At 40.6% G+C, this 21,670-nt stretch carries 12 protein-coding genes and 1 other RNA gene; 9 read left to right on the top strand and 4 right to left on the bottom strand.

Features of this window, described 5'->3' with window-relative positions; all coding sequences use genetic code 11:
* Window positions 1-180: 180 nt before the first annotated feature.
* From uxuA to xylA, 4 genes are read left to right on the top strand one after another with little or no spacing between them, the layout of a single operon-like run.
* Window positions 181-1,398 carry a mannonate dehydratase gene (uxuA, locus tag ACXIUD_RS11135; RefSeq protein ID WP_458052716.1) on the top strand — a complete coding sequence of 406 codons (1,218 nt, stop codon included), beginning with the start codon at window positions 181-183 and terminating at the stop codon, window positions 1,396-1,398.
* A gap of 14 nt (window positions 1,399-1,412) precedes the next feature.
* Window positions 1,413-3,056, top strand: coding sequence for a sodium/sugar symporter (locus tag ACXIUD_RS11140; RefSeq protein WP_458052717.1), 1,644 nt, complete (start codon window positions 1,413-1,415; stop codon window positions 3,054-3,056).
* A 10-nt stretch (window positions 3,057-3,066) separates the two neighbouring features.
* On the top strand, window positions 3,067-4,560 hold the full coding sequence (locus ACXIUD_RS11145) for a xylulokinase (protein ID WP_458052718.1): 1,494 nt from the start codon (window positions 3,067-3,069) through the stop codon (window positions 4,558-4,560).
* 35 nt (window positions 4,561-4,595) lie between these two features.
* Window positions 4,596-5,909: a xylose isomerase gene (gene xylA / locus ACXIUD_RS11150; protein WP_458052719.1), complete on the top strand. Its 1,314-nt coding sequence runs from the start codon at window positions 4,596-4,598 to the stop codon at window positions 5,907-5,909.
* Window positions 5,910-5,938: 29 nt separating this feature from the next.
* Here xylA and ACXIUD_RS11155 read toward each other — a convergent pair whose 3' ends face one another.
* Both ACXIUD_RS11155 and ACXIUD_RS11160 read right to left on the bottom strand, forming a co-directional pair.
* Window positions 5,939-9,403 carry a hypothetical protein gene (locus ACXIUD_RS11155; protein ID WP_458052720.1) on the bottom strand — a complete coding sequence of 1,155 codons (3,465 nt, stop codon included), beginning with the start codon at window positions 9,401-9,403 and terminating at the stop codon, window positions 5,939-5,941.
* A gap of 221 nt (window positions 9,404-9,624) precedes the next feature.
* Window positions 9,625-10,719 (bottom strand): glycoside hydrolase family 43 protein, encoded by a 1,095-nt coding sequence (locus ACXIUD_RS11160; protein WP_458052721.1) that lies wholly within the window; start codon window positions 10,717-10,719, stop codon window positions 9,625-9,627.
* A gap of 352 nt (window positions 10,720-11,071) precedes the next feature.
* Here ACXIUD_RS11160 and pta point away from each other — a divergent pair, with 352 nt between their 5' ends.
* The 4 genes from pta to ACXIUD_RS11180 all read left to right on the top strand — a co-directional run bounded on the left by pta (window position 11,072) and on the right by ACXIUD_RS11180 (window position 19,320).
* On the top strand, window positions 11,072-13,168 hold the full coding sequence (pta, locus tag ACXIUD_RS11165; RefSeq protein WP_458052722.1) for a phosphate acetyltransferase: 2,097 nt from the start codon (window positions 11,072-11,074) through the stop codon (window positions 13,166-13,168).
* Between the two features lie 5 nt (window positions 13,169-13,173).
* Window positions 13,174-14,379, top strand: a complete 1,206-nt coding sequence (locus ACXIUD_RS11170) for an acetate/propionate family kinase (RefSeq protein WP_458052723.1) — start codon at window positions 13,174-13,176, stop codon at window positions 14,377-14,379.
* 744 nt (window positions 14,380-15,123) lie between these two features.
* Window positions 15,124-17,568 (top strand): phosphoenolpyruvate synthase, encoded by a 2,445-nt coding sequence (gene ppsA / locus ACXIUD_RS11175; protein ID WP_458052724.1) that lies wholly within the window; start codon window positions 15,124-15,126, stop codon window positions 17,566-17,568.
* Between the two features lie 27 nt (window positions 17,569-17,595).
* Window positions 17,596-19,320 (top strand): alpha/beta hydrolase-fold protein, encoded by a 1,725-nt coding sequence (locus ACXIUD_RS11180; protein ID WP_458052725.1) that lies wholly within the window; start codon window positions 17,596-17,598, stop codon window positions 19,318-19,320.
* Window positions 19,321-19,365: 45 nt separating this feature from the next.
* Here ACXIUD_RS11180 and ACXIUD_RS11185 read toward each other — a convergent pair whose 3' ends face one another.
* Window positions 19,366-20,601, bottom strand: a complete 1,236-nt coding sequence (locus tag ACXIUD_RS11185) for a hypothetical protein (protein ID WP_458052726.1) — start codon at window positions 20,599-20,601, stop codon at window positions 19,366-19,368.
* Between the two features lie 178 nt (window positions 20,602-20,779).
* Window positions 20,780-21,182: a transfer-messenger RNA gene (gene ssrA, locus ACXIUD_RS11190) on the bottom strand.
* A 150-nt stretch (window positions 21,183-21,332) separates the two neighbouring features.
* On the opposite strand from ssrA, the gene ACXIUD_RS11195 reads away from it, so the two are divergent.
* A complete protein-coding gene (locus ACXIUD_RS11195) occupies window positions 21,333-21,668 on the top strand; it encodes a DUF4296 domain-containing protein (protein WP_458052727.1) in 336 nt (111 codons plus the stop codon).
* Window positions 21,669-21,670: the final 2 nt, after the last annotated feature.

Here is a 21,670-nt window from a genome sequence, read left to right on the forward strand (position 1 = left end):
TTTTATCAATTTGTAGCCAAGTTTATACCTCGGAAAAGCTATTTTGAATTTAAGTCGATTACCTGACCAAAGTTTAGTAGTGTACTCATGTAAGAGATTAGTTTAGGGTTTCCTCCAATTCCGTGACTTCTTGTGGGGTTACGGAATTTTCAAATATAGTTTCTTGGTAAGTTTTAATGTATGAAAAATAACTTGATCCAGACCTTTCGTTGGTATGGCCCCAATGATCCTGTAAGCTTAAGTGATATCAAACAGGCAGGTGCCACGGGTATTGTCACTGCCTTGCATCATGTGCCTCATGGAGAAGTCTGGCATTATCAGGATATAATTCAGAGGAAGCAAGAAATAGCCAAACACGGATTAACCTGGGAGGTGGTGGAGTCCCTGCCGGTTCATGAATCCATTAAAACAAATGATTCAAAGGCAGCGCTTTATTTATCGAATTATATACAAAGTTTGAAAAATTTAGCTAAAGCTGGTTTAACTACCATATGCTATAATTTTATGCCAGTGTTAGATTGGACGCGTACAGATCTTTCATTTACTGTATCCACTGGAGCAAAAGCGCTTTATTTTGATTGGGCAGATTTAGCCTATTTTGACTGCTATGTTTTGAAAAGATCAGGAGCTGAAAAGAGTTATTCCAAATCTATCATATCCATTCTTCAAAGTAGGTTGAGTTCTTATACCTCTGAAAAGGTTAAAGCATTGGAGGAAATTATCTGTATGGGTGTTCCTACAGAAGCAATGATCAGCATTCCTGATTTGAGGGCCAGTTTAGAAATATATGCAGGTATCGGAAAAGAGGGTTTAAGGCAAAATTTAAAGCTTTTTTTAGATGCCATTGCTGATACTTGTGAATCCCATGGTATTCAAATGACCATACATCCGGACGATCCTCCTTACCCCATATTAGGCCTTCCCAGAATAGCATCCTCTAAGGATGATTTTGACTGGATTTTTGCAAATCAACCAAAAAATTTCAACGGTCTTTGCTTGTGTTCAGGCTCTCTTGGAGCAGGACCCTTTAATAATGTGCCTCAATTGGCACGCCTTTTTGGTGACCGCATCCACTTCGTTCATTTAAGAAATGTAAAACGGGATCAATTTGGAAATTTCTTTGAATCAGATCATTTGGATGGAGATGTAGACATGTTTGAGGTGATGAAAGAATTGGTTCAATTAACTAATTTAAGAGATAAACCTATTCCTTTCAGGCCTGATCATGGCCATCAAATGCTCGATGATCTCCAAAAAGCTACTAACCCCGGGTATTCTGCCATAGGAAGATTAAAAGGATTAGCAGAGTTGCGTGGCTTAGAGCTTGGGATAGCCAGAATGTTTTCTATGATGTCAATCGAGCAAAATATAAAACCCAACCTAGAAATAAACCTATAAAACCAATCAAATACATGTTATTAGAACCTATTGATCTTATTGTTTTCATCGGATATTGTTGTCTGATAGTGGGCATGGGTCTTTTTGTCTCTCGGGAAAAAAAAGGTCATGTCAAGAATTCCAAAGATTACTTCTTAGCATCTAAGGCTTTGCCTTGGTGGGCTGTGGGAGCTTCTTTGATTGCATCCAATATTTCCGCAGAACAATTTATTGGAATGTCGGGATCTGGATTTGCACTAGGTTTGGCGATCTCAACCTATGAGTGGATGGCAGCTATTACGCTTTTGGTAGTAGCTATTTTCTTTCTGCCTGTTTTTATGAAAAAGGGCATTTATACGATGCCAGGATTTCTTTTTGACAGATACGATACTAGAGTGCGTACTACGATGGCGATTTTTTGGTTGGCATTGTATGTATTTGTCAACCTTACATCTGTTCTTTATCTGGGGGCCTTGAGTCTAAATACGATTATGAATGTCCCAATGACTTATGGGATTGTTGGCTTAGCCCTTTTTGCAATGATTTACTCCATTTATGGAGGGCTCAAGGCAGTGGCATGGACAGATGTAGTTCAAGTATTTTTTTTAGCAGCCGGTGGATTAGCAACTACTTACATTGCTTTGACTATGGTAGGAGAGGGAAGTGCATGGGATGGCATAGGTCTTCTTAGGAAGGAAGTGCCTGGTCATTTTTCCATGATTCTTTCCAAAGGAGAAATGATGATTTCCGATGGAAAGGGAGGGTTGAAAGATGCTTATTTGGATCTTCCTGGTCTGAGTGTTTTGGTTGGTGGGATGTGGATCGTTAATCTCAACTACTGGGGCTTTAATCAGTACATTACACAGCGTGCCCTGGCTGCCAAGAGTTTGGATGAGGCACAAAAAGGGATGATTTTTGCAGGATTTTTGAAGCTTCTGATGCCTTTGATAGTCGTGATTCCTGGCATTGCTGCCTTGGTAATTGTCAACAATGGAATAGATGCTTCTTTTGTCGAATCGATGAAAGACCCTGTTTCAGGTTTGATAAAATCAGACAGAGCGTACCCTACCTTGCTACAGCTGTTACCAACGGGGCTCAAAGGGCTTGCATTTGCGGCACTGACAGCGGCTATTGTTTCTTCCTTAGCCTCCATGGCCAATAGTACGTCCACGATTTTCACCATGGATATTTACAACAAGTACATCAATAAAAATGCTGCTGAATCCAAGCAGGTATTGATCGGTAGAGTCACTGCGGCTGTCGCGTTTATTATTGCAGCTATTGTTGCTCCTGCTTTGGGGCAATTGGATCAGGCATTTCAATTTATTCAAGAGTACACAGGGTTTATAAGCCCCGGGGTCTTTGCAATTTTCTTATTGGGTGTTTTTTGGAAAAAAACCACATCTAATGCTGCCCTTACGGGTGCTGCTCTAAGTATTCCGCTTTCAGTGGTGTTAAAAGTTTATTGGCCTGATTTGCCATTCTTGGATAGAATGGGAGTTGTGTTCCTTACGTTAGTTGGTTTGATGGTGATTATAAGTTTGATTGAAGGTAAGGGTAAAGACCACCCGAAAAGTATAGAAATTGACAAGAGTTTATTTACAACTAGCCCAGGCTTCAAGATAGGTGCGTTTTTTATCATGGTGATTACAACAGCACTCTATATCTTATTCTGGTAATTATAAGGATATGAGAAATTTACTTCTAGGATATGATTTGGGAAGTTCTTCCGTAAAGGCAAGTTTACTCGATGCAGATACTGGGAAAGTGGTCGCTTCCGAAACTTTACCAAAAGTAGAGATGCCTATTCATTCTCCCTATACTGATTGGGCAGAGCAAGATCCTTCCATGTGGTGGGAATATGTTGTGGATTGTACTAAAGCATTGGTTTCCAAAGCAGCTATTCAAAAGGGAGAATTGAAGGCTATTGGGCTCTCATATCAAATGCACGGCCTTGTATTGGTTGATAACAATCAAGAGGTATTAAGGCCCGCCATTATTTGGTGCGATAGTAGGGCTGTTGAAATTGGTAATCATGCATTTGAAAAGTTGGGTCCAGCCTATTGTCTCCCGCATTTACTCAATTCTCCGGGAAACTTTACAGCATCGAAACTTAAATGGGTCAAGGATCATGAACCGTCAATTTATGAGCAAATACATAAATTTATGCTTCCGGGAGATTTTATTGCCATGAAGCTGACAGGAGAAATATTGACCACCGAGACTGGGTTGTCAGAAGGTATATTTTGGGATTATCAAAAGGGTGGAGTTTCTGAAAGGTTATTAGAAGTATACGGTATAGACAAGTCCTTAGTGCCTGATTTTACTGCTTCGTTTGCACTTCAAGGAAAAGTTTCTGCTCAAGCTTCAGAGCTTTTAGGGATAGAAGCAGGGGTTCCCATTTGCTACCGAGCAGGAGATCAGCCAAACAATGCTTTATCATTGAATGTATTGAAAGAGGGAGAATTAGCAACCACTGCTGGGACCTCCGGAACCGTTTATGGAGTGACTGCTCAGCCTTTATTTGACCCGAAATCTAGGGTTAATACGTTCATTCATGTCAATCACCAAAAGGAGAAACCAAGCTATGGAGTACTTCTTTGTGTCAATGGTACAGGTATTTTGAATTCATGGACAAGACGGTTACTTGGAGGAGAATCACTTTCTTATCCTGAAATTAATCAATTAGCCGCCAAAGCAGCAATTGGTTCCGAGGGTTTGAGTTTCATTCCATTTGGCAATGGTGTTGAGCGAATCATGGAAAACAAGCCTGTAGGTGCAAGTTTGGTTGGTCTTAATTTACTCAAGCATGAGCGCTCACATGTTTTAAGAGCAACACAGGAAGGGATTGTATCAGCCTTAACCTATGGATTTAATATAATGAAGGGGATGGGATTGAATCTTAAAACAGTGAAGGCAGGCCATGCCAACATGTTTTTAAGCCCCTTGTTCCGGGAGGCTTTTGTAAATATGAATGAAGTATCCTTAGAGCTTTATGATACAGATGGCTCTCAAGGGGCTGCACGAGGGGCAGGAATTGGTCTAGGTTTTTATGCAAACACAGATGAAGCTTTTCAAAGTTTGGAAAAGATTGCTTCTCTTGAGCCGGAGCAATCTTTGGTAGAAGCTTATTCCGATGTTTATGGTGTTTGGAAATCTCGTTTGGCTCAGTTAACAGCTTGAAATTGAATAAAAAAATAATTAAATCTATTACGCATATGTCGAAAACCTATTTTCCTACAATCGAAAAAATCAAATTTGAAGGCAGAGCATCTCAGAATCCACTATCGTTCAAATTTTATGATGAAAACCGCGTAGTTGCCGGTAAGACCATGAAAGAGCATTTCAAATTTGCTATTGCTTATTGGCACACGTTCTGCGCTACAGGTGCTGATCCATTTGGACCAGGTACGATGGTGCATCCTTGGGATGCCAGTACAGATGCAGTACAGCGAGCCAAAGACAAAATGGATGCTGCTTTTGAGTTTTTTGTAAAAATTGGAGCTCCCTATTATTGTTTTCACGATGTGGATTTGATTGATGAGGGTTCATCGATTGAAGAATACGAGGAGCGTATGCGCATCATCACTGATTATGCTTTACAAAAGCAGGAGGAAACTGGTGTTAAGTTATTATGGGGAACGGCCAATGTATTCTCTAATCCGAGATACATGAATGGTGCCTCTACCAATCCTGATTTTGATGTAGTGGCTTGGGCTGGTACGCAAGTGAAAAATTCCATAGATGCTACCATTAAGTTAGGAGGTGAGAATTATGTTTTTTGGGGAGGTAGAGAAGGTTATATGTCTCTGTTAAATACGGATATGAAGCGTGAAACTTCCCATTTAGCGCAATTCTTAACAATGGCTAGAGATTATGCAAGATCCAAGGGCTTCAAAGGCAATTTCTTGATCGAGCCTAAGCCTATGGAGCCGACCAAACATCAATATGATTACGATGCTGCCACTGTGGTAGGTTTCCTAAGACATCATGGCTTAGATAAGGATTTTAAGTTAAACTTAGAGGTGAATCATGCTACCCTTGCTGGACACACATTTCAACATGAATTGCAAGTAGCTGTTGATGCAGGGATGTTGGGAAGCATTGATGCCAATAGAGGAGATTATCAAAACGGCTGGGATACTGATCAATTCGCAATCAATATCCAGGAGTTGACGGAGTCTATGTTGGTGATTTTAGAAGGAGGAGGAATTGATGGAGGAGGTGTTAATTTTGACGCTAAAATCCGAAGAAACTCAACTGATATGGATGACTTATTCCATGCACATATTGGTAGTATGGATGCTTTTGCGAGAGCTTTGATCATAGCAGATGAAATTCTTACTAAGTCTGCTTATAAATCTTTGCGCCAAACACGCTACTCATCATTCGATGCAGGTCAAGGAAAGGCTTTTGAAGATGGTCAATTGACTTTGGAAGATTTGCGTGCACATGCTTTGGCAGTAGGAGAACCAAAGAAAACCAGTGGTAAGCAAGAGCTCTTTGAGAATATCTTAAACCAATTTATCTAACAAAAAAACCGGCCTAAGAGCCGGTTTTTTTATTCCAGAACCAAAAGTGACTTAATGTCTGTACGGTCAATATTTTCGAAGTTATTTTTATAGCGGATTTTCACGACATAAGAACCAGGAGGGACCTTTTCACCATTTATATCCCCAGACCAGGTACATGCCGGCTGATCAGCCTGATTATTTGGATTGATGCAATGATGTACGAGTTGACCCCATTTGTTGTAAATCCACACTTCGACTTCATCAATCAAAAAATTAGCATAAACTTCAAACTTATAGGTGTCATTATTAGCACGCATGCCTGTGGTTTGTTTGACTTCCATTTGGCAGTCTTCAATAACATCAAAGTTTACTGTGTAGTTACAGCCATTTTGTGTGGTAACTGTAAGCTCATAACGTCCTTGTTCTTGTGGTTCTAGTATGCGGTTTTCAGAGATTAGGTTGTCATTGAAATACCATTTATATGCTATGAAATTACCCGGATCGATGGTTTCAAACAAACCGAATTGAGCACAAATAATGTAGGTTTCTTCGATAGCAGGAAGTACTTCGTCTACAATTCTTCGTACCAAGACTTCCTCAGCGCCTAACAAACAATTAAGTGCTCCAAAGATCTCTACACTGTAAAAACCTTCATCAATGGCGATAATTTCTTGTGCATCTGTAAATTCGGTAAGGGCAACCCTTATTCCATTTAAACTAGTAAAATACCAGTTTATCTTCAAGACTTCTGTTAGATCTGCATCTAATTGGATGGTGGTAAATGGTGCGTCCGGACAGTATGGAGCGACAATCAATTCCCCCTCCAGTTCTGTTAATGGTGTGATTACTTCAAAGCTTTTGCGATTGGGTTCGGGACACACTAAAGAACCTTTTGGCCGCACTTCCAATTCATAGATCCCATCTCCTTCTGGCAAAAAGAATGCTCCTTCTGCTAATCTTTCTCCATTCGAGTTATACCAAAATATATCAGCTTCTGCTACAGGTACTCCAAATAGCTCTGCCGTGTAAGTAAATACACCAGCACAAGTTTGTTCAAACAATAAGGGTTCAAAGTTGAGAGCATTCCGTTTCTTAACTTCCAAAGTTTTTGTGATCGTACATAAAAACACATCTGGATCGGCACTTATTGCAGTAATAATATGCTCGCCTTTCTGATCAAGCGTAATGGCTTCATCACTAAAGTAACTTTCTTCAGTTCCATCGGGGAATGTAATTGTAAATATCAGATCCAGCTCAGTCTCTGGAATGATTTCATATACTTCACAAATCACCAACTCTTCGGGAATTTCAAAAAAAGCGCGGTCTTCGCTGAATTTGACTTCTATAAAGTTTCTACCGATTTCACAACCTAATCTGTCAAAAACCACTGCTTCATAGACACCTTCTTCAGAAATAACAATAGATGCTTGTCCCTCAAATTGATCTAAGTTTGTAATACTTCCATCTTCTTCTATTGAAAGCCACAAAATTTGAGTAACAACATCAAAGTTTGTCTGTATATCTATTGAACTATCTTCTCCAGGACATAGCGGTTTTGCGATCAAAGTAACATCAACAGCAGTTATGGACTCTTCAATGGTAAAGCTCTTAGGAGGAGTTGGACAGGCCTCAAAGTTCCTAGGTTGTACATCTAGCTTAAATATACCATCTAAAGTAGTTGCGAACCGAACGCCAGTCCCAACTTCTTGGTCGGCTTCATTTAACCATCGAATACTATACAAGCTTAAATCTGCTCCAAAGAGATTGGCAATATATTCTTTGTTTCCAAAGCAATCTTCGAAGACTAATTCAGGTTCATAATTTATTTGCCGAGTTAAGTCTACGAAGAATGATTTTTCATTTGGACAGAAACCGTCTTCTGTATTCGTGTCTCGGCCAACTATTTTATACTCTCCAGCCTGATCTATCCTAAAGGGTTCTCCGCTCGGTTTGGTCACTTCTGAATTATCAGGATAAGTCAGCGTGAATACCAAATCCATGGAAGTATTCGGTGTGAAATCAAAATATTCACAGACAGCAAGTCTGTTGGGTACAGTATAAGTGACTTCACCTTTTTGATTGATGATTACTCTTTCTGGATTTGGGTTTCCACAGTTTTGTTGATTTCTTAATTCAATATGATATGTGCCTGCTGGTGCTGAAAACTCAAAATCATCAACATTTTGAAGTTCACCTGTTTTGATTATCGCCCCAGTGGTCGTCAATAATCTGAAGCTTCCAGAGAAGTTTGGTTGATTGAGTTTAACTTTCACTATCCCGTCTATTGTTCCAGTTTCATTACATGACTCATCTTGAACTTCCATTATTTCAAATAAAAGTTCATCAGGAGGATTTACTAACGGTAGTAGAGCACTACGACTTGTGGAACAATTACCTAATGCCACGGAAGCTCTGTAGATGGCGGGTTCTAGATTTTCAATTCTGATGACATCGCCTTCTTTAACATTTTCTAAAAGCTCAAATCTACTATTATTTCTGAAAAGAGTAATTCTATCAGCATTTGTCAGGACTTCGATTATTAATACTCCATTACTGGCTTCGCAACTATCTGAGCCTTGTTCAAAGCTTACTCTGATACTTGGAGTGACATTAACTTGAAGAGAGACTCGATCTTCCAATTTGCAAAACTCATTATTGCTATTGTTAGGCTCAAAAATGAATTCATAGTTTCCTGGTCCATCCAAATCTCTGTTAATTACTAGACTCAAGGACCTTCCTTCACCAATAAAATTTTTCTCCCCTGCTCCATCTTTGATGTAAGACCAATTACCAAATACATTATTGGTAGAATTTAAATTAATAGTTCCGCCCCCCTGACAAGCAATATTCGTTGAAATATTGATCGTATAATCCCTTGGCCTGCTGACCCTTGTTACAAGACTAAAAGGACATACAATTTCTCCTGCCTGGTTCCGGGTAAAAAAATCCACGGTATAGCGATCCGGTCTATCGGTGCTGAATGAATTACTGGTGCTGACTATGCGGCCATTACTGTCTTTCCATTCGAAGCTGAAGTTAGAAAGGTTAGTGGTGGCGGGGTCTAGTGCCTGCATGGTCACCTCGCCATTTTCACAGGTGAGGTAGCTGCTTTCCAGCAGAATATCAGCTCCTGGGTTGATTTGTATCTTTTTTTCACTGGTATGAACAACATCAACACCCCTACGGACTGTTAGTCGTATACTGTATTCCCCGACTTCTGAAAATGTATGACTGAAATTTTGAAAACCTCCTTCACGATCAGCTACTGTCTGACCATTTGGGTTGATAATTTGCCAGCGAAAAACGTCTGTAGCTCTTCCTCCTCCGGAAAACTCACCTATGATACTTCCAAAATACAAACACAACTCATCTGGGCCTGTAATTGCAAATTCAAAGATTGCATCTTCAATAGTTGGATTGGTCAATGCAAACAGACGAATCTTAGCTTCTGAGATCACTGAAATCACAAAAACCAACGTCAACAAAAGATATGCCCTGACCAACACTTTCATGTAATGGAAACTTACTAATACTTTTTCAAATGTACCGTAAAGGAATGGTTAAAAAAAGTTTTTTACAGGGTAGAAAGCAAAATAAACTGTTTGAAAAGCTTTTTTATGTATTTAATATGCGTTTTTATCGCTATGTAAATTCAGTAATATCATAAAAAACCCCCAAAAAACTTGATTTTGGGGGTTTGCCGATGTACAAAAGGTGATGGTTCAACTTTCTATTAATTCAATAGAATAGGGTCAATCGTTTTAATCGTACCATCAGGATTATGTATCAATTCGGTCATTTTCACGTTTCTCAAATACGTTTGTCCGGATAGTTCGGTATCATGATAGAAAATATACCATTTTTCATCTACTTCTACAATTGAATGATGATTGGTCCAGCCTTGTACTGGGTTAAGGATAACCCCTTGGTAGGTGAATGGACCATAAGGAGAGTCTCCGGTAGCGTAGGCGATTTTATGCGTGTTACCAGTAGAGTAGGAGAAATAGTAAGTATCATTGAACTTATGTACCCAAGCTGCTTCAAAAAATCTTCTTTCATGGTCACCTGCTTTGATTGGTTCCCCGTTTTTATCTTTGATCAGAATCTGACGTGGTTCTTCTCCAAATTCCAACATATCTGCGCTCAATTTTGCAACCATAGGGCTGATTGCCGGTTCATTGTCTGCCGGTTCGTCATCGTATGGTGAATCTCCTGTAGAAAGGTATTCTCCTGTCCTCCATTTTTGGAGTTGACCTCCCCAGATTCCCCCCCAATAAATGTAATACTCATTACCATCCTGGAAAACGGCTGGATCAATACTGTAAGAGCCTTTCATAGGTTCTGGCTGTGGAGTAAAAGGCCCTGTTGGACTATCGCTCACAGCCACTCCCAATCGGAAGATGTTGTCATAATCTTTAGCAGGGAAATAAAGGTAGTATTTCCCATCCTTATGCGCTGCGTCGGGAGCCCATAGTTGCCTTTTTGCCCAAGGAATGTCATCTACATCCAGTACTCTACCATGGTCTACAGGAGCTGAATCTATACTTTTCATGCTAAAAACATGGTAATCTCTCATGTTAAAATGTGCACCTGAGTCATCTTCTTCTACTTCTGACATGACATCATGAGACGGGTAAATGTATATTTTTCCATCGAAAACATGTGCAGATGGATCGGCTGTATACATGTGTGAAATCAAGGGCGCATTGAGGAATTGTACGTCAGCAGCAGTTTCGGATTCTTCCGTTGTGGAATTTTGATTGCATGAGAATACCAGAAATGGTGCTGTTAAGAGAAAGGCGATGCCTTTAGCATATTTTAGGTTCATAGGTTATTGAATTTTGTTGCTATCAAAAATAGAAGAAATGAAATCGGTTTCAAAATTAAAAAATGTAATTTTTACACTAAAATTTATCGGATTCATAATTGCTAATATTCTATTCATTTTCAATGTTCTTGAAAGTTGTTAGCTCAGAAGAGTTTTTTAACTTCAAAAAGAATAAATTCTTCTTTCACCAATTGGTCTTTCCCACCTGTACTAACTACGTAATTGGGGTAATTTCTTGCTTCTTATCAAATCTATTTAGAAATTACTATGATAAATGTCATGTTTTGGACGGTTTTTCATCAAATAAAAGGCTGATCAACTAATGTAATTTTGACCTGTAAATTTCTCAACCATGGAATACAACAAAAGTGTTTTTATTGCTACTGCTCAACCATTCAGTGGAAAATCAATCATTGCTTTAGGTTTAGTGGATATGTTACTAGCCAAAGGCCAGAAAATTGGTTATTTTAAACCTATTATTAATCATAGTCCGGAGGTAAAGAAAGATGCTCATATTGAAACTTTAATGGAATATTTTAAACTTCCACTTGAGTATCAAAAGTGTTATGCATTCACGCGTGAACAAGCCAATACCTTGATAGAAAATGGTATGCAAGGAGATATCATTGATACCATTATTGATAAATATAAAGGGCTAGAGTCTGATTATGATTTTACTATAATAGAAGGCAGTGACTTTTTGGGAGAAGGTACAGCATTTGAGTTTGATGCCAATATAACGATTGCTAAAAATCTCGGCACTCCTGTTATTGCAGTTGTTTCAGGTGAAAATAAAACCATTGCACAAATCCTTAATTCAGCTGCGGTAACGGTGCAAAACTTCACTTCTAGGAAAGTGGATGTCTTAGCTTTAGTTATCAATAAAGTAAAAGAAGAAGATGTCGAGGAATTAACCAAGGCAATTGGGAACCATATTCAGGCAGCTATAAAAATCACAATTATACCGCAGATTGTGGAATTGAAAAGTCCTACCATGAATGAGGTGAAAAAATACTTGGATGCAGAAGTCTTATTTGGTGAGCAATTTCTCCACAACAGGGTTGATCATTTCATCTTTGGAGCCATGCAGGTTTCGAATTTTTTGAATCATATCAAAAAAAACGTGCTCATTGTAGCTCCCGGTGACCGCGCTGACATTGTCTTAGCCTCTCTTCAGGCAAGCTTATCCCAGAATTATCCAAAGATTGCAGGAATTGTACTCACAGGAGGCTTTGATCTAGCTGAATCTGTTATCAAACTCATAGAAGGATCTGAGGTGAATTTACCCATTCTTTCTGTACAAGAACCATCCTTTTACGCTGCAACCAAAGTAGCTGGGATTCATTCCAAAATAGCCCCTGATAATCAGGCCAAGATTGAGTCTGCTATCAATACATTTAGAAAATATATTGATGTAGAAAGTCTGGAAACGGCCATGGCAAATTTTGTTCATGTAGGTATGACTCCCCGAATGTTCCAATACCAATTGGTAAGCAAGGCCAGAAGTAAGAAAAAACATATAGTCCTTCCAGAAGGAAAAGATGACAGGATTTTACTGGCTGCCGATAGATTAGTGAAGCAAGATATTGTCAATATCAGTATTTTGGGCGATATCAAGGAGATGAAAGCTGCTATCAATCGATTAGGACTAAGCTTGAACGAGGAAAACTGTCAATTGATTAATCCAGTCGAATCTATTTTCTTCGATGATTATGCAAATACGCTATTTGAGCTAAGAAAAGGGAAGAATATGCCATTAGGTGTAGCAAGAGACTTAATGTCGGATGTGGCTTATTATGGTACGATGATGGTGTATAAAGGGCATGCAGATGGAATGGTTTCCGGTGCTGCACATACTACAGCACATACCATCAGGCCTGCGCTGCAATTTGTCAAAACTAAGCCGGGTATTTCCTTAGTGTCTTCTATTTTCTTTATGAGTTTACCGGAGCGTGTATTGGTGTTTGGTGACTGTGCTATCAATATCAATCCAAGCTCGGAAGAGTTGGCTGAAATTGCCATTTCCTCCGCTGATACGGCCAAAAGCTTTGGTATTGAGCCCAAAGTAGCGATGCTTTCCTATTCCTCCGGTGCTTCGGGTACAGGAGAAGATGTAGAGAAAGTACGAAAAGCCACTGAGTTCATCAAAGAAAAGCGACCGGACATCTTGGTAGAAGGGCCAATCCAATACGATGCGGCAGTGGATCCTTTGACAGGGCAGCAAAAGATGCCAGGTTCTCCTGTGGCAGGACAGGCAACAGTCTTGATTTTCCCTGATTTGAACACAGGGAACAACACCTACAAGGCCGTGCAGCGGGAAACAGGCGCCATGGCCATTGGTCCCATGCTACAAGGACTCAACAAACCAGTCAACGATCTCAGCCGTGGCTGTACGGTGGATGATATTTTCAATACGGTAGTCATCACATCTATCCAAGCACAAGAGTAGTTTTTATGAAAATATTAGTAATTAACTCAGGAAGTAGTTCGTTGAAATATCAAGTATTCGATATGCCTAATGAAAATCCAATTTGTATGGGTTTGGTGGATAGAATTGGCTTAGAAACAGGGAGTATTTCACATAAAGTTTTCAAGGATGGAGAACAACAAACATTCTCCTTCCAAATGCCAATACCCGATCATGAGGTGGGCTTGCAGCAAGTTACCTCGCTTTTAATTGATGTGGAGAAAGGAATCTTGGGAAGTTTGAATGAGATAAAAGCAATCGGTCACAGGGTCGTGCACGGAGGAGAGGAGTTTGCTTCTACCACCGTTATCGATGCACAGGTCAAAGATAAAATCAAGGAATTGTTTGCATTGGCACCTTTGCACAATCCTCCTAACTTCACAGGAATTGAGGTGGCAGAGAAGGTTTTTCCTAATGCCATCCAAGTGGCCGTTTTTGATACGGCATTTCATCAAAGTATGCCCCCTCGAGCTTATCGCTATGCGATACCAAAGGCCTTGTATGAGGAGAAAGGGATTCGAGCCTATGGATTTCACGGAAGCAGCCATCAATATGTAAGTAAGAAAGCACAGGAATATTTACAAGTAAGTTCTTCTAAGTTGATTGTAGTCCATTTAGGTAACGGTAGTAGTATCACAGCTATCAAAGACGGACAATCTATAGATCATAGCATGGGCTTAGGTCCTATGGGTGGCTTAGTGATGGGAACACGTGCGGGTGATATTGATCCCTCGATCATATTCCATTTGATCAATGAAAGAGGCTATTCCCCCAAAGAAGTCAATGATCTGCTCAATAAAAAAAGCGGACTCTTGGGACTTTGTGGCTACAGCGATATGCGGGATGTCAAAGAAGCGATTGCGAAGGGAGATACGGATGCTGCCTTGGCTTATGAAATTTATGCCTACCGCATCAAAAAATATATCGGAAGTTATGTAGCTGTATTGAATGGTCTCGATGCCTTAATTTTTACTGCAGGTATTGGTGAAAATGACGCCGACATGCGAGCAGCAGCCTGTAAGGATTTGTCATATTTGGGCATTGAATTGGACGATGAGAAAAATGCTATCCGAAGTGGTGGTGTTCGGGAAGTTCATAAGGAGGGAAGTAAGGTGAAAATTTTGGTGATACCTACCAATGAGGAGTTGGAGATTGGGCAGCAAACTTTTCTGTTGGTTAATAAAGGGGATTAGATATTGATTGATATTGGATATTGCGATATTGTTGGGAGGGGTAGATGGAAATAAGGTGGAAATATACTTTGTGAAATAAATTGGGGGTGATATTTATTGATATTGGATACTGAGATATTGTTGGGAGGGGTAGATGGAAATAAGGTTGAGATAAATTGAAAAAACTGGGATAACCCGTGTTTTTCTGTTGTGAATCTGTGTCTATAATTACTTTTCTAGAATGCCTTGTTTGCTTACTCGAAAAGATACAGGGGCATTGGCCCTGTTTTCTTCGTAGCATAAAATTACGTTAATCTGCGACTAGGGGAGTCAGCCCTGATATCTATATCTGACCTGTATTTTTAGAAGATAAAAATAGATAGGTAATAGTTCCAATAATCCTTAAACTTTCTCAATCACCCGAGCAAGTTTTTCTCTCACGTCTGCGGCAAGGGGTTCAATTTCGGAATTTCCTAGGCTTCCATTACTTTGCTTTTTGTAGCGTTGAAATTTGTTTCTGTGATGGTTTTAGAAATGAAGTAGGTCATAGTGGAAGCATAAATAATTTTAATAGCTAAAATAAGTAAATGTTTTGAGTAGTTGAGTGACTTGTGTTACGAACGATTATTAAGTTGCAATGCACAGATTTTGAGTCAAATTAAATTTTTACTTTTCATTCTTTTTACTGAACTTATGAGTCCCTAGGATTCAGTTTTTTAATTGTCTTCTAAGTCCTTTTCTGAAATAAACCCAAATGATTATTCCATGAACAATACCCCTTACCTGTTAGATTTAACAGAAGTTGACCTTTCCATGATTCACCTCGTGGGAGGAAAAAATGCCTCTCTTGGTGAGATGATCCAAAACTTGGCTGCTCGTAACATCCTTGTCCCTGGTGGATTTGTCATTACTGTTTCAGCGTTCAATGCGTACATTCATCACAATCAATTACGTGAAAAAATCGACCAACTCTTAGAGGGCATCGATACCTCTGACATTATTAAGCTCCGAAAAACAGGAGCCGCCATTCGTCGCTTGGTCGCTGATGGTGTTTTTCCCGCTGCTTTGGTGCAAGAGATCACCGAACGTTATTACGAACTCTCTGCCCGATACGACAATGATGCAACGGATGTGGCTGTTCGCTCATCTGCAACGGCAGAGGACTTACCAGATGCATCCTTTGCCGGACAGCAAGAGACTTTTCTAAATGTCAGAGGTGCACAGGGTTTGCTGAATGCTGTCAAAAGCTGCTTTGCCTCCCTTTACAACGATCGGGCAATTTCATACCGGGCAGAAAGGGGCTTTGACCATGCTGCGGTACAGCTTTCGGTAGGTGTGCAAAAAATGGTACGTTCAGATTTGGGTGTGTCTGGTGTAGCCTTTTCCATTGATACCGAAAGCGGATTCAAAGATGCAGTAGTGATCAACGGGGCATATGGCCTCGGAGAGCTGCTGGTGCAAGGGGAAATATCTCCTGATGAATTTATTGTTTATAAACCTAATTTGAGTAAACCTTCCCTTAGGCCCATTATTGAAAAGAAAATGGGGCGTAAACATCACAAACTGGTTTACGGAACTACCCCTACTGAATTGGTGAAGCGGGTCCCTGTGGATCAGAAATTAGCTAATAATTTCTGCCTCAACGAAGACCAAATTTTATTGTTGGCTCGCTGGGTGACTGAGATTGAAAACTATTATACAGAGAAACGAGGGGTTCCAACCCCAATGGATGTAGAATGGGCTGTGGATGGATTGACCAAACAGCTATTTATCGTCCAAGCACGTCCAGAAACTGTGCATTCTCAACGTGCGGAGGATGTCTTGGTGGAATATCATTTTGACGAAAAACAGTCTGCTTCCAAATTGATCATGGAAGGCATCGCCGTAGGAGACCGCATCGGTTTTGGAAAGGTGCATAAGTTATATTCTTTGGATGGACGGGATGGAAGTGTGGATGAGGCAGCCTTCAAAGAAGGTTCTGTACTCGTCACAGAGATGACCGACCCTGATTGGGAGCCCATTATGAAAAAAGCCTCAGCCATCGTCACGGACAAGGGGGGCAGAACCTGTCATGCAGCGATTGTGGCCAGAGAGATGGGCATTCCAGCAATTGTAGGCACTGGCAACGCCTCTCAGGTGTTGCAGGATGATGATGAAATTACAGTTTCCTGTGCTGATGGAGAGACAGGAAAAGTATATAGAGGGAAGATTGAGTTTGAAGAAATACAAACCAATCTCAAGGATCTTCCTGTGACCAAGACGCCATTAATGATGAATGTTGCTTCGCCTGATATGGCATTCAAATTTTCAAAAATCCCCAACAGTGGGGTTGGGTTGGTCCGAGAAGAGTTTATCATCAATAATTACATCAAGGTTCATCCACTGGCGCTTTTGAAGCACAGAGAAGTCGGGGATGAGGCGCTTTCCAAGAAAATAGCGGAGATCACCTCCGGCTTTGATTCGGAAAGTGACTTTTTTATCAAAAAATTATCCTACGGAATTGGAAGGATCGCTTCGGCATTTTATCCCAAGGATGTGATTGTCCGTTTTTCGGATTTTAAGTCCAATGAGTATATGAATTTGCTGGGGGGAAAGTATTTTGAGCCAGAGGAGGAAAACCCAATGATCGGTTGGAGAGGAGCGGCCCGCTACTACTCAGATGCATTTAAAGAAGCATTTGGCTTGGAGTGTGAAGCCATCAAAAAAGTACGGGAAGAAGCAGGTTTGGACAATGTGATAGTGATGATTCCCTTTTGCCGCACTCCCGCAGAGATGAAGCGAGTACTGGATACCATGGCCTCCTTTGGGTTGGTTCGAGGAGAAAATGGGCTCAAAGTATTTTTGATGGCGGAGTTACCTTCCAACGTGATGCTGGCAGAAGAGTTCTCGGAACACATCGATGGGTTTTCTATTGGTTCAAATGACTTGACGCAGCTGACCTTGGGCTTGGATAGAGACTCCAGTTTGGTGGCACATCTGTACGATGAGCGAAATGAGGCGGTAAAGATGATGATTCGGATGTTGATTCAGAAAGCTAAATCTAAGAATGTAAAGGTAGGTATCTGCGGACAAGGTCCTTCCGATTTCCCAGATTTTGCAGCATTTCTGATTGAAGAGGGGATTGATACCATATCTGTTACGCCTGACTCTATGTTGAAAACCCTTCGGGCAGTATCGGCATTGGAAAAAGAAAAGGAGAAAAAAGTTTAACTTTAGTATATCCTAAACAAAAAGAATATGAAACAAGCACTCTTCTGGGTAGTCATCTGTGCTCTTGTGATTTCTTCCTGCCAACCAAGGGAAGACCAAGGGCCATTCTTCGAAATTACGCTTTCCGAAGCATTGATTGATCAAGCCCAAGATGGGCGCTTGATTCTAATGTTGTCTACCAATGATGTTTCTGAACCCCGCTTTCAGATTTCGGACGGACCCGAATCCCAATTGGCATTTGGAATAGATGTAGAAAACTGGGAACCGGGCAAGCCTATAACAATCAATGCAGAGGCATTTGGGTATCCTATTCGAAGTTTGAAGGCTGTACCGGAGGGAACCTATCAGGTGCAGGCTTTGCTGAATCGATACGAGACCTTCAACTTAAAGGATGGTAGAATTCTTAAATTACCACCTGATAAAGGGGAAGGACAGCAATGGAACCGCAAACCTGGTAATTTTTACAATAAGCCAGTTGCGGTCACTGTCAAAAAATCAGGAAAGATTAGCATTACGTTAGATCAGGAAATTCCAGCGATTCCCGAACCTGAGGATACCAAGTACATCAAGCATGTCAAGATGAAAAGCGAATTATTGAGTGACTGGTGGGGTAGAGATGTGTATTTGGGTGCAAATGTGTTATTACCTCATGGATTTGATGAACATCCAGAGGCAAAGTATCCTTTGATGATCTTTCATGGGCATTTCCCCTACACGTTTGGAGGTTGGAGAGAAAGTCCTCCTGATCCGAATGTAGAACCAGACTACTCTGCACGATTCGGGATCAGTGGTTACAACATTCTCCAACAGGAGGAAGCATATAAACAATACCAACAATGGATAAGCCCTAACTTTCCAAGATACTTGGTCATTGAAATACAACACCCTACACCTTATTACGATGATAGCTATGCTGTCAATTCAGCGAACCAAGGGCCTTATGGAGATGCAATTACCTACGAATTGATTCCATACATCGAAGAGATGTTTAGAGGAATCGGGGAAGGCTGGAGTCGTTTTCTCTATGGAGGATCAACGGGTGGTTGGGAGTCTTTAGCAGTGATGATCAAGTATCCAGATGAGTATGGAGCTTGTTTTGCGGCATGTCCTGACCCTATTGATTTTCAAGCATACACCGTGGTAGATATTTACAAAGATAAAAATGCCTATTATTTAGACAGTCCTTGGAAGAAAACCCCGCGTCCTGGTAAAAGAGATCATCTAGGTCACGTCAGTGCTACCTTGGAAGAGATGAATCATCGGGAATTGGTCTTGGGAACCAAGGGGAGAAGTGGACAACAATGGGATATTTGGGAAGCGACTTATTCCCCTGTTGGTGAAGATGGCTACCCTGCTCGCTTGTGGGATAAAATTACAGGTGATATCAATCCGGAAGTAGCTGCTTATTGGAAAGAAAACTATGACTTAGGCCATATTTTGAGAAGAGATTGGGAAAAAGGCCTTGGAGAAAAACTGAAAGGCAAAATCCACATCTATTGCGGAGATATGGACAATTACTATCTCAACAATGCAGTGTACTTGGTAGAAGAGTTTTTGGAAAGCACCACCAACCCATACTATGGAGGAGAGGTAGATTATGGAGATCGGGCAGAGCATTGTTGGAATGGGGATCATGAGAATCCGCTATACATTTCAAGGCTTCGCTACAATACATTCTATTTGCCAAAAATCTTGGACATCATGAAAAGAGATGCTCCTCGAGGAGCAGATTTGACTAGTTGGCGGTATTAAACAGTCGCAAAAAAAAGGTTGAAGCATGAAAGCTTCAACCTTTTTTTATAAAAATCTAAATTCATCGACCTTTTCGATCTTTTGCCTCAGGTCGGCGATGTTGATGCTGGCTTTGATGCCATTGTCTCGGACCATTTTCTTGTCTTTGAGATTCTTGGTGATTTTTTCATACACCTGCATTGGGGTTTCTGTCACTCCATTGCTCTTTTTGGCTTGGATAATGTTGTTTTTGTGTGCAAGCTCCAAGGCTTCCAAGACTTTTTGGTGATAGTTGTCGGCCAATTCGAAGAAATTATCATAGTAAAAAATAAATTTTTTGGCCAATTCAACCGTGCCGCTGACCTGATTGCTGTAGTTTTTGAGTTCTATTTCGTTTTGAATAAGGCCCGCATAGTTCACTTTCCCTGGACCTGTTCGGTATTTTCGTTCTATTTGGTTGAGATATACCTCTACATATTCTTTGGAAAATCCTCCAAGGATGCGGTTGAAATAGGTGTCGAGGGTTTCAGATGCCAAGCGGTCCGGAGTGTTGAAGCCAAGTTTAACTGCATCCTTTTTTAACTTCGCAAGAAGCTCGAGTTGTAGATTTTCTAATAATACTACTCGGTCATTGTTGGAGGATTGATTCAGCGCGTTGGCTTTGTCAAGGGCTGAGAAGTAGACTAAGTATTTGTTCAATTCGCTTTCAAATTTCCCCAATTTTTGGAAGTCAGGTTTTTTTTCATTCAACATTGAACTATAAGCCACATTAATTAAGGAATTGGAAGCAAAAAAGGCCTGGGAGACGAATGGTACGCCTTGAGTGAGAGGACTTGCTACAATGCTGTTGGTGATTTCGAGAAATCGGTCCATCTTGGTTTTGGTTTCAAAAATCCCGATTTTCTTCGCAGACTCTATAATTACTTCTTCCAAAGAAAAGCCCAAAGGCCCGCCTTCAATGCTTCCTAGTGAATTAATAAATCCTTGGTATTCTTGGTCGGTCATCCGGGATTTAAGATTGATGATGTCATCACTCAGTTTTTTGTAGATTTGAGTAGAGTGGACAATACTTGATCGCAAAGATATCCAGCGCGTTTCATCCGTGATATTTTTATCTTGAATGAGGTCATTGAGCACCATATTGTTGATTTCCAAGTTTTGTTGCAGGCGCTCATTGGTATTTTTGAGTACTTCGATTTCCTGTTGGAGACGGGAAATTTTGACAGAGTCAGGGCTATTTTGAGCCAGCGTCGACCAGGTGGTCCATGCCATCAGGAGAGACAGCAAAAGAGTTTTATTCATGCAGGATAAGTGGGTGTTAAGTTTTTAATTATCAGTACAAAAACCGAGCAAATTTAGAGGCCTTTTGGAAATTTTAGGAATTGGAGGGAATATGTTTTTTTGATTACCAATTAAAGGGTAAAAAAAAACCACTCGCCCCTCAAAACTCGTAGAGCTGAAGGAGGGAGTGGGATTTTAAAAGTGGAGCTGGAGGGATTCGAACCCTCGTCCAGATAGGGAAACACCGTACCGTCTACATGCTTAGTCACCTGTTGGATTTTTGACTGTTGTTTGCTGGGTGACACACCGGACAACAGCTTAGCCACTAGTCTTAGTCCCGCTTAGTAGCCTCACGGAAAGCAGCTCTGTCTGATCGACACCCCAAATCCTCCCGGACAAAACAACGGAAGGCGGGATGTGGCTGGGGAATTACTATCGTAACTCAACCCTTTAAGCAGTATCTATCCCCTGAGGGTTAGATTAGGCAGCCATGGCGTAACGAGTTTCGCCAATTATGTTCGTATGAATGATTCAAGGCCGTACATACTCCAGCCTGCATGCGAGCCCAGTCCTTACACCTACTGTCAAAACCGGTCAGCCCCATGTTAAGGGATGGCAAATATAAGTCAAAAACCATTCCCTTCTAGAAATTAGTTCCTATATGACATAAATCTTCCTAGGCAGAGAGCGTTCTCTGACAACTTATCAGGTTAAAACTTCCATCAACCCGCATTTTCCGTTAATTTTACACCGTGAAACACATATTTGTTATTCTGGTTTTAATTTGCTTAAGCAGTTGTGGGAGAGATTCTGCTCCTGCCGGCCTACTCTCCGAAGATCAACTGATCAATGTACTGATTGATATACATTTGGCAGAGGGGTATGTGACCACTTTCCCTATTCACTACGATTCTTCACGAATGCTGTACCCATTATTAGAAAAAGAGGTTTTTGCTAAACATCAGGTGGAGGATTCAGTTTTTAAAAGCAGTCTGGAGTTTTATATGCGGGATGCCAAGCACATGGATAAAATCTACGCTCGTATTATCGACTCATTAAGCATCAAAGAAAAAGTAGGAGACCAATAACT

This window comes from Mongoliitalea sp. (assembly GCF_054166905.1).